Here is a 15,449-nt window from a genome sequence, read left to right as displayed (position 1 = left end):
AGTGTCCCCCTTCACGCAGATGCGGCGCCATTCGCGAAGTCAGGCGTAGCGGGCGTCCCGCGAGCCCGCAAGGAGGAGGGCGACGCACGAACGATGGAGGATGCGATGACGATGGTTGCGGCGAAGCCCGCCCCGGTGCGCTGGCCCGGACGGCTGTGGTGGGGACTGACGGGACTGCTCAGCCTGGCGGTGGCGGCCTTCTCCTACCGCTATGTGGTGGGGGGCGGGATGCTGGCGCCCAACGTCATGGCCAATCCTTTCTCCAACCCGTGGCTGCTGGTGCATGTGGCGGGCGCGGCGACGGCGCTGCTGATCGGTTCGGTGCAGTTTGTCGGGCCGCTGCGCCGGCGCCTGCCCTTCGTCCATCGCTGGACCGGGCGGCTCTATGCGGTCGCCTGCCTGGCCGGCGGAGCCGGCGGCTTCATGCTGGCCCTGGGCTCGACGGCGGGGCCGGTGGCGGCCAGCGGCTTCGCGCTGCTGGCGGTCCTGTGGCTGATGACCACCACCCTGGGCTGGCGCAGGGCGATGGCGCGCGACTTCATTGCCCACCGCCGCTGGATGATCCGCTCCTGGGCCCTGACCCTCGCGGCGGTCACCCTGCGCCTCTACATGGTCGCCATCCCGCTCGTTCCGGCCGACCCGGTCCAGGCCTATGCGGTCATCGCCTGGCTGTGCTGGGTCCCGAACCTGCTGATCGCCGAGCTTTACCTGCGGCGCGCCTAGACCACCGGGGCAAGCGGCGCGGTCAGGATGCTGCGCAGGCCCGGCAGGTTGTCGCTGTGGTCGATCTGGCCCTGAAGCTGGCTGACCATGGCGCCCATCATGCGGCTGCCGAAGCCGCCGGTGTCGTGCCCCTTGCCGGTCTTCTTGCCCTTGCCCCGGTCGGCGACGACCAGGCGGAAGCTGCCGCGATGCTGTTCGAGGGCAATCTCGATCGGCCCCGGCCGGCCGTCATAGGCGTACTTGTTGGCGTTGATGACCAACTCGGTCAGCACCAGGCCGATGGTCACCGCCCGGTCGGTGGCGACGGTGATGGGGCTGAGGCTGGTGGTGATCTCGGCGGCCCATTCGGCGCCCATGCTGGAGGACATGTCGGCGATCAGCTCTTCCAGGTAGCGGGCCAGATCGATGGTCTCGACCTGGTCGGCGCGGTAGAGGCGGCGGTGGACCAGGGCGACGGCCTGCAGGCGGCGCTGGGCCTCCTCCAGGCTGGCCTTGACCTCGTCGCTCTGGCTGGCGCGGCCCTGCAGGCCAAGGAAGCTGGAGACCAGCTGCAGGCTGTTCTGGATGCGGTGGTTGACCTCGCGGATCAGGAAATCCTTCTGCGCCAGCAGGCCCTCGCGGTCGGCCAGGGTCTCGCTGAGGCGGCCGTTGAGGTCGCGCAGGCGACGGTTGTGGCGGATCTCCTGCAGGCTGACACGCAGCCGTCCGGCGGTCTCGATCTCCGCCGCCGTCCAGGACCGGGCCCGACCGATGACAGTTTCGGCCCAGGCGTCGAAGCTGGCCCGAGGGGTCAGGATACCGGCTTCGCCGGCCGCCTGTTTGTGCGGATTGCCGGCCCATCTCACCACCTGAAGAAACTCGGCCCGGAACCAGATGAGCACGAAGGGTTCGTCCGCCGACAGGGTCAGGGCCATCACGCCGCTGGCCAGGCTTTGATAGGGGAGGGCGCGGGGATCGACCTCGCCCCAGCGGTCGCTGTGGAAGGGTTCGACCACGGCCTGGTCGACCAGCCAGCCGACCATCTCCCGCACCGCGCTTTCGGCGGGGCATTCGCCATCGAGGATCAGGCGGCCGCCGCGGAAGATGGCGGCGCCGTCGGCGTCCATCATCCGGCGCAATCGGGGGGCGGCCTCGGCCAGGGTCTCTTCCAGGGAGGCGTCGGGCGACAGGCCGCGCAGGATCTCGTCCTCGAAGCCTCGCAGGCGGATGCGCTCGCGGTAGGCCTCGGCCTCCTCCTTGGCCTTGATCTGGCGGGCCAGGCCCCCGGCCAGGGCCCGGCAGGCGGACCGCACGTCGTAGCCCAGCTGGCGCGGCCCCGAATGGTGGCAGGCGACCAGGCCCCACAGCAGCCCGTCCTTGACGATCGAGATCGAGGCGCTGGCCCCGACGCCCATGTTGCGCAGGTACTGCATATGCACCGGCGAGACGCTGCGCAGGGCGCAGTCGCTCATGTCGAGGGGATCGGCCTCGGCCCAGTCGGGGCGCAGGGGCGCGGGGGCGTAGGCCACGTCAGGGATGACCCGCACCAGGTTGCGGACATAGAGGGCGCGGGCCTGTTTCGGGATGTCGCTGCTGGGGAAATGGTGGTGCAGGAAGGCGTCCATGCCCTCTGTCACATGCTCGGCCACCACCACCCCGGCGTCATCGTCGAGGAAGCGGTAGATCATCACCCGGTCGTAGCCGGTGATGCGGGCGAACTCCTCGGCCGCCCGCTCGCAGAGGCCGCGCAGGGTGCTGGCCCGTTCGAAAGCGCGGCCGGCGGCCTCCAGCGAGCTGAGCACGACGGCGGCCGGCGGGGCCTCGGCGGCGCAGGGTTCCAGCTCGACCAGCAGGTCGTCGGCGACCGGGTGGGCGGCGACGTCCCAGCAGCGGCCGTCGGGGCCGGTCCAGGGGCCGATGTAGGCGCCGACCGCCGTCGAGTCGGCCAGGCGGGCGATGCGGCCGGCCAGGTTGTCGTCCAGCACCGCGCCGAGGCTGGCGCCCCGCCAGTCGTCGCGTCCCAGGATCGTTTCGGCCGACCCGGCGACATAGGCCAGGCTGAGGCTGTTGCGTTCGACGACCAGCAGCAGGCCGTGCGGCTGGATGGAACCGGGAAGGTGGATCGGCTCGCGGTCGCAGGCGGTGAGGTCGGGCGCGCTGTGGTCGAAGGGCAGGTGGGTGGTTTCGTCGAGGGGCTTCATGCGAAGGCGTCCTGACCGGCGCAGAGCCAGTCGCGGGCGGCGGTAAAGCCGGCGATCCCGCCGCGCGCCGCCGCCTTGCCCGCTTCGGGACGATCGGCCGGACATTCACGGTCGAGGACGGCGAGGAAGCTCTTCCAGCGGGGACCGGTGTCGGTCCCGTAGGGGTCGAGGAAGGAGACGCCGTCCAGGGTCTGGCCCCCGGCCAGCAGCCGCTTGCGGATCACCTGGCCGCCGAGGGTCGAGCCTTCGAGGACATAGAACAGCCCAAGCGCCTCGGCCCGGCTGTCCGGCCGGGTGAGGGGGCAGGGCGGGGGCGCGGCCTCGCCGAAGTGGGCGAGGTCGCGGTCCAGCACGGGGCGACGACGGCGCGCCTCATAGTCGAGCCCGGGGACGGTCGCCAGCCAGGGAGTCAGCACGGTCTCGGCCCCCGCATGGAGACCGTGGAACCGGCGGGTCAGACGACGCCGGCCGGCGTCGCTGGCAAGATGATGGAAGATGTCGAGGTCGGCCTCGAGGGCCTCGTGGGCGGTGCGGGTTTCAGCTCTCAGTCGAGCGAGAACGTCCGTAGGCATTCCGTCGTCGTTCTCCCGTGGCCAGCGCGCTCTGCCCTGGCCATCGTCTCAAGCGTCCCGGTATCCACAATATGGGTCGCTTGACGCCTGCGTTGTCGGCTATTCGACAAACGCGGACTGGAAAACGGACTTCGCGTTCGAAAAGTTCAATCAGGCGAAGACGGCGATGTTCTGCCGGCCGATGACCAGGGGACGGCCGGCCTCGTCCCACAGGGCCATCGACTGGCTGGAGTAGCCGTTGCGGGTGACTTCGGCGGTGCTCTTGAGCAGGCGCCAGCCGCGGTCGTTCTCCAGCGGCGGCGGCGACAGGATGTCGACCATCCAGGTCATGGTGCTGATCGGAGCCGAGACCGGCATCAGCCGCACGGCGGCCGGCGGCGGGGTGTCGGCGAGCGCGATCAGGGCGGCGGCGCCCATGCCGGCCTTCTCGTCGCGGTGACGGCACCACAGCAGAAGATCGGGCCGATTCTTCGTCGTCCGCGCTTCGGCGCTGAAGATGGTCTTGCCGTTGGCCGGGCGGATCTGGAAGTTGGCCACGAAGCCGGGGCCCTTGCCCTCGGGATGCAGCGGCGGGCAGGTCTCCGGATCGAGCACGCCCTCGGGGGCCTTGAGGTCCTCGTCGTCGATGGCGCTGGCGCGGCCGGCCCCGAAGGTCAGGATGGCGCGGGTGGCCAGGCCCGCCTCGCCGTGCAGGTCGGCCTGGACGAAGATGGTCGACTTGCCGCGCCGCAGGATTTCCGTCGACAGCCGCAGAGGGCCGGACGCCGGGCCGATGAAGGCGAACTGGCCGGACCGCAGGGGCGGGGCGTCCTCGCCGATAACCCGCTCGGCCGAGGCCACGCAAAGGGCGGCCGAAATGCCGCCGAACAGGGTGCGGCCCTGGCCCCAGTCGGGGGTGACGGTCAGGGAAGAGCCGTCGGGCTGGTCGGCCAGCTGGGCCATGAGGGTCGTGAAGGGCGTGGTCATGAGCCGTGCGTAGTCAAAAGAAATGGACGGGGCAAGCGTGACGGAAGGTCAGGCGGCTTCCTCGGCGACGAAGCCCTTCCAGGCGGCCATATAGTCCTGGAAGGCCGGGCTGAGCCCCTCATTCGCCAGATAGGCGCGGGTGACCGGCAGGCTGACCGGCTTGAAGCCGTCTTCACGGGCGGCCCGCAGCGGCCAGTCATGGTGCAGGATGGCGGCGCGGCCGAGCAGGACGAAGTCGACCTTGTCCAGCAGGGAGGCGGCATAGGCCGGCTCCATGATCTTGCCGGCGACGCCCAGGCGGCAGTCGCCGCGCGGCAGCTCGGCGAACCAGTCGATCAGGCTCTTGTCGGCGAACTCTTCCTCGATTGGCAGCTTGCCGACATCCCACAGGCTCATGTCGAGGTAGTCGATCAGGCCGCTGGTCATCAGCATGCCGGCCACCCGGCGGATCTCGGCCATCTTCAGCCCGAAGCGCTCGGGCGACAGGCGCAGGCCGATCTGGAAGTCGGGGCGGCAGGCGGCCCGGGCCTCGACGAGGATCTCGTGGATCAGGCGCACGCGGTTGTCGAGCGATCCGCCCCACTCATCGTCGCGGGTGTTGATCTCGGCCGACAGGAACTGACAGAGGATGTAGCCGTGGGCGCCGTGGAACTCGACGCCGTCGAAGCCGGCCTTCTCGGCGCGCACGGCGGCGGCCACGAAGTCGGCCTTGAGCTGCAGCACCTCGTCGCCGGTCAGGGCGCGGGCCTTGAACTCCTCGTTGTCCGACGGGCAGACCGGCGCCTCGCCGATCAGATCGGCCGGGCTGCGCATGCCGGCGTGGTGCAGCTGGACCACGGCGACGCTGTCGTTGGCCTTGATGGCGGCGGCCAGCCGGGTCAGGCCCGGCAGGTGGTCGTCCGACCAGATGCCCAGCTGGCCGGGAAAGCCCTGGCCGATGCGCTGGACGTGCGCGGCGCAGGTCATGGTCAGGCCAAAGCCGCCCTCGGCCCGCTTGACCAGCCAGTGAAACTCCTCGTCCGACAGCACGCCGTCGGCATGGCTCTGGGTGTTGGTCAGGGGCGCCAGCATCAGACGGTTCTTCATGGCCGGGCCATGGGCGAAGGTCAGCGGGGCGAACAGGGCGGCAAGGTCGGTCATGGAAGGCTCCGAAGGTCGGGGTCTGATAGCGGCCGGACGCGGGGGAATGGAACCCAGTTATTCTGACGGCCTGGGGCTGATCCGCTGCAGCAGCTCGATCTGCTGTTTGAGCAGTTCGGCCAGGTCGTGGTCGCGCATGGCGTCGAGCTTCTCGTGCAGGGCCATGATCTCCAGCTCGGCCTTGAGGTTGACCTCGTAGTCGTGGCGGGCGGCCTCGCGGTCTTTGATGGCCTGGCGGTTCTGACTCATCATGATGACCGGGGCCTGCAGGGCGGCCAGCATCGACAGCATCAGGTTGAGGAAGATGAAGGGGTAGGGATCGAAGGGCTTCAGGCCCGCCATGGCCAGGGCCCAGACGTTCAGCGCGATCCAGCCGACCAGGATCACCCCGAAGGCGATGATGAAGCCCCAGCTGCCGCCCACCGCCGCCACCCGGTCGGCGAGCCACTGGCCGAAGGTCATGTCGTCGCTGTCGGCCGACAGGTCGCGCGAGATGGCCCCGCGCGCGATGATCCGCTCGATGACCGCCCGCTCCAGCGCCGACAGCTCGTCGGCCGGGCGGCCAAGCAGCTTCTTCGACGCTTCGTCACAGGTCAGGGGGATGGGCTTCACGGGCGGTCTCCAGGGCGGGCCAAGGCTATCACCGTCATCGGCCGGGTGGACAGCGGCGGTCAGGCTATCGAAGCGGCGCCATTATAGCATTTGTGGGACGGACGGGGCGCCCGGGGCGAGGAAAAGATCAAAGAATTCAGTGACAAAGGAGCCCATCAGTGACCGCTCTCAGGCCCGCCTCCAGGGTCGTTTCGACCCGTGACGGACCACCCCAGGCACGGCCGGAGACCACCCTGAAACGCATCGGACTCCGGGTCAGCGCCCCCGAGGGACCGGTCATCGAGCTTTCCGCGTCCATACGGCGGATGAATATGTCTAGACATATTGCGCAAGGGCCCGGCGCAGTGGTTTTTCATCCCGGCCGCCTTGGTGTAGAAGCTCTGTCCCAACAGCAGAGCGCTACCATGACCGATACCGCCCACCTCGCCCCCTCCGCCATCGCCCCCGTTTCGTTCAGGCAGTACGAGAGCGACTTCGCCGGTTTCGCCAAGGCGCTGGGTGACAGCTTCCGGCGCTACGGCTTCGCGGTGATCAGCGACCACGGCATGGGTCAGGAGAAAATCGACAGCGCCATCGAGCGGGCCAAGGAATTCTTCGCCCTGCCCGAGGAGACCAAGAAGAGGTTCTTCGTCGAGGGCGGCAAGGGCCAGCGCGGCTACACCCCGTTCGGCGTCGAGACCGCCAAGGGCGCCCAGCATTTCGACCTGAAGGAATTCTGGCACGTCGGCCGCGACCTGCCGGCCGGCCACAAGTACGCCGCCTCGATGCCCGACAACCTGTGGGTCGATGAGGTCAAGGGCTTCAAGGAAGAGCTGACCTGGCTGTTCAACGCCCTCGACACCATGGGCGGCAAGGTGCTGCAGGCCATCGCCACCTACCTTGGCCTCGAGCGCCACACCTTTGACACCCAGGTCAAGGACGGCAACTCCATCCTGCGCCTGCTGCACTATCCGCCGGCCGGTTTCGACGGGCCGAACGAACGGGCCGGGGCGCATGAGGACATCAACGCCATCACCCTGCTGCTGGGCGCGGAAGAGGGCGGGCTGGAGGTGCTCGACCGCGACGGCCGCTGGCTGCCGATCAACCCACCCGCCGGTTCGCTGGTGGTCAATATCGGCGACATGCTGTCCCGGGCGACCAACGACTACCTGCCCTCGACGACCCACCGGGTGGTCAACCCGCCGCCGGAGCGGCGCAATGTTCCGAGGTACTCGACGCCCTTCTTCCTGCATTACGCGCCCGATCACCTGATCGAGACGCTGCCGGGCCGGGCCGACGCGGCGACGCCGAACAAGTACCCGACCCCGATCACCGCCGACGACTTCCTCAAGCAGCGCCTGGCCGAGATCAAGCTGGGCTGATTCCGTAAGGCGGGTTGTCGAACCCACTCAATCTTAACCCGCGACTGCGACAGTCCCTCAACTTGCGAGGGGGGAATGTTCATGGCGCAAAAGGCGCCCGAGCCGATCGACGCCGAAGGCCTGCGCGAGGTCCGATCTCTCGACCTCGCCGCCCTGCGCCCGACCATCGAGCGGGTCTCCAATATGGCTGTCGCCCTCAGCGGCGCCGCGTTCGCCTATGTGGTGCTCAACGAGGACGGCCGAATCTGGCATTCAGCCTTCGCCGATTTCGAAGAAAGCCTCGTCGATGCGACCAACTCGACGAGCGTGCAGAACGAGAATGGCATCTGGGTCGAGGACGCCCTGGCCGCCAATCCCAACCATCCCTGGACCGCCGGGGCGCCTCATGCGCGCTTCTATTGCGCGACGCCGCTTCGCCTGAGCAGCGGTCTGCGCATCGGCGCCCTTTGCGTGCTGTCATCCGAACCCAAGGCCTACGATGCTGTCGTCGAGGCCCGTCTGGCCGATTGTGCGGCCCTGCTGTCCGAGGCGGTCGAGCGCTTGCGCGCCGAACGGGCCAGCGCGGAGGCCGCCCGCGAGACCCGGGCCGCCATCGCGCTGAAGGACGCGGTCATGCGCTCGGCGCCCGTGGCCCTGGCCATGGTCGACCGCGACATGCGCTACGTCTATGTCAACGCCCGCTGGTGCAAGGACACCGGCGTCAGGCGCGACAGGGCCATCGGGGCCCATGTCGGCGAGCTGTTTCCGGAATCCTTCGCCGAGCTGAAAGAGACCTACGAGCGCTGCCTGACCGGGGCGGTCGCCTGGTCGGACCGGGTGAAGATTCCCAATCCGCGCGGCCCCGACCGCTGGCTGCGCGCCGAAGTCGGTCCTTGGCGCGACGGTGACGGCGAGGTCGCCGGCCTGATCGCCATGAGCCACGACATCACCGATGTCATCAGCTCGCTGGACCGGGCCGAGCGCTCCGAACAACGGCTGAAACTGGCGCTCGAGATCGCCGACGTGCTGGTCTACGAGCTCGACTACGACAAGCAGGCGCTGAAGATCGACGGCGCCGTCGAGACCTTCGGCAACGAGGCCCCGATCACCTACGAGATGGTCGCGGGTGACCCCTGGGTGCTGGTGCATCCCGAGGACCGCGACGCCGCCGTCGCCGCCTGGGACCGCAGCGTCGCCGAGGGCACGCCCTTCCGCACCGAGTACCGCATGCTCGGTCCGGCCGGGCGGGAGGCCTGGGCCTTCTCCGGGGCGGAGATGTCGTATGGCAAGAACGGCCTGCCCAAGCGGCTGCTGGGCGTTCTGAAGAACATCACCGACCGCAAGCGGTCGGAGGACCAGCTGGCCCGGGCCCGCGACGTCGCCGAGGCGGCCAGCCGGGCCAAGAGCGAATTCCTCGCCAATATGAGCCACGAGATCCGCACCCCGCTGAACGGGGTGATGGGGGTGGCCGCGGCCCTGTCGCGCACGGCGCTGAGCGCTGACCAGGAAGAGATGGTCGGACTGATCCGCAGCTCGGGCCAGACGCTGGAAGCCATCCTGTCCGACCTGCTGGATCTGGCCCGGATCGAAAGCGGCAAGCTGGACCTCAAGGCCGAGGCCTTTTCGCTCAACACGTCGCTGCGGGCGATGGGCGATCTGTTCCGGCCGCTGGCGGCCGAGAAGGGCCTGGCCTTCGACATCGACATCGACCGGTCGGCCGAGGGCTGGTTCGAGGGCGACCCCGTGCGGCTGCGCCAGATCATGGGCAACCTGCTGTCCAACGCCATCAAGTTCACGACGCGGGGGTCGGTCTCGCTGCGGGCCTTTGTCGACGACGGGGTGCTGGCCCTGGCGGTGCGCGACACCGGCATCGGCTTTGACGCCGAGTTCAAGGCGCGGATGTTCGAGCGCTTCGAACAGGCCGACGGCTCGATCACCCGCCGGTTCGGCGGCACGGGCCTGGGCCTGGCCATCTCCAGCCAGCTGGCCGGCATCATGGGCGGCGATCTGACCGCCGAGTCCCAGCCCGGCGAGGGCGCGACCTTCATCCTGACCTTGCCGATGCCGCCGGTGGCCGCGCCTGACGCGGTAACCGCCGCCGCTCCGACCGTGGACGACGAGGCCCGGGCGCCCCGGGTGCTGCTGGCCGAGGACCATCCGGTCAATCGCCGGGTGATCCAGCTGTTGATGGAGCCGGCCGGCGTCGAACTGACCTGTGTCGAGAACGGCGCCGAGGCGGTCGAGGCGGCCCTGGCCCAGAGCTTTGACCTGATCCTGATGGACATGCAGATGCCGGTGATGGACGGGCTGACCGCCATCCGCGAGATCCGCAAGGGCGAGACTCATCGCAACGCCATCTGGGCCCTGTCGGCCAACGCCCTGCCCGAACATGTGCGGGCCTCGATCGACGCCGGGGCGGATGGGCATCTGACCAAGCCGGTCAGCGCCGAGGCGCTGTTCGAGGTGCTGATGGCGGCCTGCGGGGCGGCCGAGGACGCGGCGGCGGCGTGAAGGCGTCCTTCTCCCGCTTGCCGGGAGAAGGTGGCGGCCGCAGGCCGACGGATGAGGGCAGCGCCAGCCCATCCGGATTGAGCGGGTTCTGGCGCGGTCGTTTCTACAGCGGTTGAGGAGCCCTGGCCCGAGCCGGTGCTGCCCTCATCCGACCCCCTTCGGGGGCCACCTTCTCCCGGCAAGCGGGAGAAGGATTCTTATTTGGAAATCCGCAGGCTGGAGATTTCGCCGGCGATGCGCTGGAAGACGTTGTTGAGGTCGTCGGCGTCCTGGACGTCGTAGTAGCGGTCGGCGCTGGTGGCGCACTTCTTGAGCAGAGCGCTGGCGCCCGACCTGACCTCGACGCGCACCGTGTAGACCACGATGCCCTTGGCTTTCATGTTCTCGCACAGCAGGGCCAGGCGCTTGTCCATGGCCGCCGTGCGGGCGCCCTCGCCGCCGCCGTTGATGCCCAGTCGGTTCTGCCAGAGGTAGCCGAGGGCGTTGTAGTTGCTCTGGTTGTCGTTCCAGGCGTTGCTCATGACGTTGTCGCCGTCGGTCATGATGATGGCGATCTTGCTGAGCTTGGCCGTGCCGTAGGCCGAGCCGTCGGCGAACGGACCGGTTGGCGATAGCAGGTTCCAGCCCCAGGCCGTCCCGATCGGGATGTTGGTGTTGCCGGTGGCGACCATGCCGTCGACCAGGCTCTTGAGGCCCGACCAGTTGGTGGTCAGCCGCATGATCGGCTGCAGGTCGCAGCCGCGATTGGGTCCGCCGCCGCCGCTGGGCGACTGGTCGTACTTGCCGACATAGCCCTGCGGGATCTTCCAGTTGGAGCCGCTGTAGACCTCGTCGGGCAGGTAGTTGTTGCTGAAGTTGCCGAAGTCGCCGTTGTCGGAATCGTCCTCGTCGTCCGGTTCGTCCGGCGCGAAGTAGGGGGTGTACAGCGTGGCGGGCGTGCCGACCGCCGGGGCGGTGTCCTGCACGTCGTAGGGCTGGGCCCGGGTCTCGACGCAGCCGCCCCAGGTCTGGCCCATGTTGCTGAGCAGGGTGAAGCGGTTGGCGTTGACCGTGGTCGCGGTCGCCTTGTCGTAGAAGATCTCGCGGTTGATCGGCGCGGCGCCCGTCTGGTCGATCCAGGTCTGGGTCTTGTAGGTCGCCCCGACCTTCACCGTCTGGCTGAAGGGGACGATGCCGATCTTCACCGGGTTGGGCTCGCTGCTGCGCGCGGCGCTGGCGGCCAGGGTGTCGATCAGGTTCTTGGCGGCGATCTTGAGGTTGGTCAGCTTGGAGCCGGCCATCGAGCCGGTGTTGTCCAGCACCAGGGCCAGCTCGATGCGGCTCATCGAGCGCAGGACCTCGGAGTTGGCCCCGACCAGCATGTCGCGCTGCAGCCAGAGGTTCGAGACGAACGGCTTGACGCTGGCCTGGGCGGTGGCGGCGACCGCGCCGTTCTTGGCCAGCTTGAAGCTGGAACTGACCAGCTTGGCGTCGACCAGCGCGCCCAGCTGGGCCACCAGGGCCTTTTCGCCGACCTTCTGCAGGTCGGCGTCGGTGACGGCGGTCGAGCGGGCGGCGATCAGGGCGGCGGCGTCGAGGGCGTCCTGCAGCTCACGTTTCTGGGTGCTGGCCCGGTTGATGTCGAGCAGGGCGAAGCTGATCAGCGCCAGTACGGGAACGGCGATGGCCGCGATGATGGCGACGTTGCCGCCATCGGCCCGGCGGAAACCCGCCAGCCTGTTTCGCGCCTTTGTCCAGAACCGTTTCATGGCCTACCCCGATGCGGGAGCAGGATAGCGGTCAGGCGTAAACGAACCGCTATCTGGATATTCGCAGGGACGCGATGTCGGCTCCGATGGCCTCGAAGGCGTCCTGCAGGGCGGTGCCGGTGCTGGGCGTGTAGACGTGGGCGGCGTCGGTCGCGCAGCCGTTGACCAGGGTCGCCGCGCTGGAGGGGCTGGGGACCTGGAAGCCGACTGTGTAGATGATCACGCCCTGCGCCTTCATCGCCGTACACAGGGCCTGTGCCTGGTCATAGGTGTTGCCATTGGGGGCGTTGCAATTGATGTGGTCGCTGGAGGCGCCCGAGCCGCTGGTCGAGTCCTGCGAGATGACGCCGTTGCAGTAGGCGCTGTTGTACTCGCCGTCGGTCATCAGGATCAGCACCTTCTTGATGTGCGGCGCCGTGTAGGACGCCGGCGTGCTGGTCCCGGTGAAGATCGAGCTGAAGTTGGGCGAGATCGAGTACCAGCCCCAGGCCACGCCGATGTGGCCGCCGGACGAGCTGGTCGCCGACAGGCCGCTGATGGCGGTGGTGAGGGTCGACTTGGTGCTGGTCAGCGGGGTGATGGTGTTGCTCAGGCAAGGGTTGCCGCTGGCCGGGTAGTTGGTTCCCAGCAGGGTCGTCGAGGGCGACACATCGGTGTAGGCGTTGGTCGTCCGCTCGCTGACGCAGTTGCTGATCTGGTGGATCCGGACGCCGCCGCTGGGGTTGGTGAAGCGCTGGTACTGGCAGCCGTTGACCGTGCAGTAGGCCGATCCGTTGCTGCTGAAGGCGCTGTAGCTGGGGCCGAAGCTGTCATCCAGCCAGAAGGTGTTGGTCGCGCTGTTGGTGACCTGCCAGGCGGTGTTGTTGATGCTGGTCATGCCACCGACGCCGGTGATGTAGACATAGGCGTTGTTGGCGAAGCCGTGGCCGTTGGAGGTCACCACGACCTCGCAGTTGGTGGCCTGGCACTTGGTCACACGCGGGGAGCCACTGGTCGAGAAGCTGTTCCAGCTGCTCGAGTTGACGCCGCTCAGCTGGAAGGTGTTCGTGGTCCTGCCGGCGACCGTGTAGACGTTCCCGTTCAGGTTCGTCATGCCGGTGCCGCCGCTGACGCCGCTGATGTAGACGCGGTCGCCGTTGCTGAATCCATGGCCGTTCGCGGTCACCACGGCCGGGTTGGCGCGGGTGATGCCGGTGATGGTCTTGGCCGTGCCGCTGGCCCAGCTGGCGCCGGTGATGGTCTTGGCGGCCGGGACCGCGCCCCGCGCGGTGGCGGCATAGGTGCTGCCGACGTTGACCGCATTGGCATAGGGGACGATCGACATCTTCGAGTAGTAGGGTGTCTGGCTATCCTTGACGACCAGGCCGACCAGGGACGTCGCCGCGGACTTGAGATCCGTGAGCTTGGTGCCGGTCATCGAAGTGGTGACGTCGAGGACCAGGGCCACCTCCAGGTCGTAGCTGGCGCGCAGCACCTCGGAATGGGCCCCGATGGTCATGTTGCCCTGCAGCCAGAGATTGGCCACCACCGGCGTCACCGACATCGAGGCGTCGGCCAGCACTGTGGTGTTGTTGGTGCCACCGAGGGTGAAGGTCGAGGACACCAGGGCGCCGTCGTTGCTGTTCAGCGAGGCCAGCTGGGCGGCCAGGGCCGTGTCGCCGATGGCGTCGGCCTGGGCGTTGGTCGAGGCGCTGGACTTGGCGACGATCAGGGCGGCGGCGTCGAGCGCATCCTGCAGGGAGCGCTTGGACATGCTGGCCTGGTTGACGTCGATCAGGCCCAGCGACAGCACTGCCAGCGGCAGCACGATGGCCGCGAACTGCACCGCCACCGCACCGCGGCGGGCGCGTGCGAACCGGCGCAGAAAGCCGCGCAGCCCCGCCCGAAGTCCGTCTCTGGCTCGCATATGGTTCGTCATGGCCCAATCCTGATCGGCTTACTTACGCGGGCCCTGGTTAAGGGAAGGCCCAACGAAGAAGGTGAATCCGGCGTTACTCACTTGAGGATGCGCAGGTTCTCGATCGAGCCGGCGATGGCGTTGAAGACGGCGGTCAGCTGGCTCGCGTTCTGGACGTCGTAGAACTTGTCGTTGGAGCTGGCGCAGCCGCGCAGGACGCTGGAGTCGCCGCTCGAGACCTCGACCCGCACCGTGTAGATGACGATGTTCTGGGCCTTCATGTTGGTGCAGAGCTGGGTCAGCCTGGCGTCCATCGCCGCCTTGCGCTGGCTGGTCGAGCCGGAGGTGATGCCCAGGCGGTTCTGCCAGATGTAGCCCAGCGAATTGTACAGCGAGGCGTTGTTGTTGCCGGTCGAGCCCATGGTGTTCTCGCCGTCGGTCATCAGCACCACGACCTTGGTCGACTTGGGCGTGTTGTAGGCCCGGCCGTCGGCGAACGGCGCGTTGGGCGACAGCAAGTGCCAGCCCCACATGAGGCCGAGCGGGATGTTGGTGTCGCCGACCGCGACCATGTCGTCGACGGCGTCCTTGAGGTCGCCCCAGTCATCGGTCAGCCGGGTGATCGGCGACAGCTGGCAGCCGCTGTTGGGGCCGTAGGTGTAGCCGGTGCTGGAGTTGGTCCCCGTCGTGGTGGGCGCGCGGTTGTACTTGGCCACATAGCCCTGGCGGGTCTGCCAGTTGGAGCTGTTGGTCACGTCCGGCAGGTAGCTGTTGTAGTAGGTCCCGCCGCTGCTCGGCTCGTCCGGCGCGAAGTAGGGGGTGAAGAGGGTGGCCGGGGTACTGGTGCTCGGCCCGGTGTCCTGCACGTCGTAGGGCGCGGCCCGGCTCTCGACACAGCCGCCCCAACTGACGCCCATGTTGCTGAGCAAGGTGAAGCGGTTGGCGGCGGTGGAGAAGATCTGGTTGTTGATCGGCGCGGCGCCGTTCTGGTCGACCCAGGCGCTGTTGCGATAGGCGGTCCCGACCTTCACGGTCATCGAGAAGGGGGCGATGGCGATCTTGACCGGGTCGGCCTCGACGCTGCGGTCGGCGGCCTCCGACAGGGTGTCGATCAGGTTCTTGGACGCGGTCTTCAGATTGGCGAGCTTGGAGCCCCTCATCGAGCCGGTGGTGTCGAGCACCAGGGCCAGTTCGATCTTGTTGACCGAGCGGGTGACCTCGGCCTTGGCCCCGACCACCATGTCGCCCTGCATCCAGATGCCGGCGACCATCGGCGTGACCTTGGCCTGGGCGCTGGCGACCACCTTGTTTCCCTCGCCCTTGAAGGAGGAGGAGCTGACCTTGGCCTGGGAGCCGGTCATGTTGGCGGTCAGGGCCTGCGAGCCGACCGACTGCAGGCCGGTGTCGGTGAACTGGCTGGAGCGGGCGGCGCTCAGGGTGGCGGCGTCCAGCGCGTCCTGCAGCCGGGTCTTGGCGGCCGAGGCGTTGGCGATGTCCACCGCCCCCATGGTCAGCACGACCAGCGGCGTGCCGATGAAGGCGGCCTGGACGGCGATGGCGCCCCTCTGATGATCCCGGAAAGTCTTCAGCCACCCGATGGCGGCCCGCGCCCTGCGCCCCAGCATGTCCCTCAAGCCCCGACAGCGGCGGGCAAGCCCGCCCGTCGAAACCAGAGGATGCCCATTCGAGGTAAATCGACCTTCCTATAAGCGTGATGAAAATTTGAGCAACCCTAAGGCGTTTTTACCATGAGTAGATTA

General features: G+C 68.3%; 11 protein-coding genes. 3 read left to right on the top strand and 8 right to left on the bottom strand.

Annotated features, from left to right (window positions below; translation table 11 throughout):
* The first annotated feature begins 105 nt into the window (after positions 1-105).
* Positions 106-723, top strand: coding sequence for a DUF2306 domain-containing protein (locus AC2YG9_RS03650; RefSeq protein WP_487296558.1), 618 nt, complete (start codon positions 106-108; stop codon positions 721-723).
* Here the strand turns inward: AC2YG9_RS03650 and AC2YG9_RS03645 are convergent.
* The 5 genes from AC2YG9_RS03645 to AC2YG9_RS03625 form a co-directional block, all read right to left on the bottom strand.
* On the bottom strand, positions 720-2,903 hold the full coding sequence (locus tag AC2YG9_RS03645; protein WP_487296557.1) for a histidine kinase dimerization/phosphoacceptor domain -containing protein: 2,184 nt from the start codon (positions 2,901-2,903) through the stop codon (positions 720-722). The two genes, AC2YG9_RS03650 and AC2YG9_RS03645, sit on opposite strands and share 4 nt — an antisense overlap.
* Positions 2,900-3,475: a biliverdin-producing heme oxygenase gene (locus tag AC2YG9_RS03640; protein WP_487296556.1), complete on the bottom strand. Its 576-nt coding sequence runs from the start codon at positions 3,473-3,475 to the stop codon at positions 2,900-2,902. Before AC2YG9_RS03640 ends, AC2YG9_RS03645 begins: the two co-directional genes overlap by 4 nt.
* Positions 3,476-3,625: 150 nt before the next feature.
* Positions 3,626-4,441, bottom strand: a complete 816-nt coding sequence (locus tag AC2YG9_RS03635) for a thioesterase family protein (protein ID WP_487296555.1) — start codon at positions 4,439-4,441, stop codon at positions 3,626-3,628.
* A gap of 48 nt (positions 4,442-4,489) precedes the next feature.
* Complete coding sequence (locus tag AC2YG9_RS03630; protein ID WP_487296554.1) at positions 4,490-5,581, bottom strand: NADH:flavin oxidoreductase; 1,092 nt, start codon at positions 5,579-5,581, stop codon at positions 4,490-4,492.
* 57 nt (positions 5,582-5,638) lie between these two features.
* Complete coding sequence (locus AC2YG9_RS03625) at positions 5,639-6,193, bottom strand: DUF1003 domain-containing protein (RefSeq protein ID WP_487296553.1); 555 nt, start codon at positions 6,191-6,193, stop codon at positions 5,639-5,641.
* A 404-nt stretch (positions 6,194-6,597) separates the two neighbouring features.
* On the opposite strand from AC2YG9_RS03625, the gene AC2YG9_RS03620 reads away from it, so the two are divergent.
* Both AC2YG9_RS03620 and AC2YG9_RS03615 read left to right on the top strand, forming a co-directional pair.
* Entirely contained in the window at positions 6,598-7,554 is a 957-nt protein-coding gene (locus tag AC2YG9_RS03620) for an isopenicillin N synthase family dioxygenase (RefSeq protein WP_487296552.1), read from the top strand.
* Between the two features lie 81 nt (positions 7,555-7,635).
* A complete protein-coding gene (locus AC2YG9_RS03615) occupies positions 7,636-10,044 on the top strand; it encodes an ATP-binding protein (RefSeq protein ID WP_487296551.1) in 2,409 nt (802 codons plus the stop codon).
* 197 nt (positions 10,045-10,241) lie between these two features.
* Here AC2YG9_RS03615 and AC2YG9_RS03610 read toward each other — a convergent pair whose 3' ends face one another.
* From AC2YG9_RS03610 to AC2YG9_RS03600, 3 genes are all read right to left on the bottom strand, one after another.
* Entirely contained in the window at positions 10,242-11,792 is a 1,551-nt protein-coding gene (locus tag AC2YG9_RS03610; RefSeq protein WP_487296550.1) for a TadE/TadG family type IV pilus assembly protein, read from the bottom strand.
* A gap of 49 nt (positions 11,793-11,841) precedes the next feature.
* Entirely contained in the window at positions 11,842-13,710 is a 1,869-nt protein-coding gene (locus AC2YG9_RS03605; RefSeq protein WP_487296549.1) for a pilus assembly protein TadG-related protein, read from the bottom strand.
* 77 nt (positions 13,711-13,787) lie between these two features.
* On the bottom strand, positions 13,788-15,314 hold the full coding sequence (locus AC2YG9_RS03600; RefSeq protein ID WP_487296548.1) for a TadE/TadG family type IV pilus assembly protein: 1,527 nt from the start codon (positions 15,312-15,314) through the stop codon (positions 13,788-13,790).
* Positions 15,315-15,449: the final 135 nt, after the last annotated feature.

This window comes from Caulobacter sp. SRI_014, from assembly GCF_057586315.1.
The sequence above is the reverse complement of the archived record's forward strand: the minus strand, read 5'-3'. Positions and strand labels throughout refer to the sequence as shown.

What these genes read in the sequence shown, in the direction of transcription:
- AC2YG9_RS03615 (WP_487296551.1), top strand. Translation starts at nt 7,636, where the DNA reads ATGGCGCAAAAGGCGCCCGAGCCGATCGACGCCGAAGGCCTGCGCGAG.
- AC2YG9_RS03640 (WP_487296556.1), bottom strand. Translation starts at nt 3,475, where the DNA reads ATGCCTACGGACGTTCTCGCTCGACTGAGAGCTGAAACCCGCACCGCC.
- AC2YG9_RS03650 (WP_487296558.1), top strand. Translation starts at nt 106, where the DNA reads ATGACGATGGTTGCGGCGAAGCCCGCCCCGGTGCGCTGGCCCGGACGG.
- AC2YG9_RS03635 (WP_487296555.1), bottom strand. Translation starts at nt 4,441, where the DNA reads ATGACCACGCCCTTCACGACCCTCATGGCCCAGCTGGCCGACCAGCCC.
- AC2YG9_RS03600 (WP_487296548.1), bottom strand. Translation starts at nt 15,314, where the DNA reads ATGCTGGGGCGCAGGGCGCGGGCCGCCATCGGGTGGCTGAAGACTTTC.
- AC2YG9_RS03610 (WP_487296550.1), bottom strand. Translation starts at nt 11,792, where the DNA reads ATGAAACGGTTCTGGACAAAGGCGCGAAACAGGCTGGCGGGTTTCCGC.
- AC2YG9_RS03645 (WP_487296557.1), bottom strand. Translation starts at nt 2,903, where the DNA reads ATGAAGCCCCTCGACGAAACCACCCACCTGCCCTTCGACCACAGCGCG.
- AC2YG9_RS03620 (WP_487296552.1), top strand. Translation starts at nt 6,598, where the DNA reads ATGACCGATACCGCCCACCTCGCCCCCTCCGCCATCGCCCCCGTTTCG.
- AC2YG9_RS03605 (WP_487296549.1), bottom strand. Translation starts at nt 13,710, where the DNA reads ATGACGAACCATATGCGAGCCAGAGACGGACTTCGGGCGGGGCTGCGC.
- AC2YG9_RS03630 (WP_487296554.1), bottom strand. Translation starts at nt 5,581, where the DNA reads ATGACCGACCTTGCCGCCCTGTTCGCCCCGCTGACCTTCGCCCATGGC.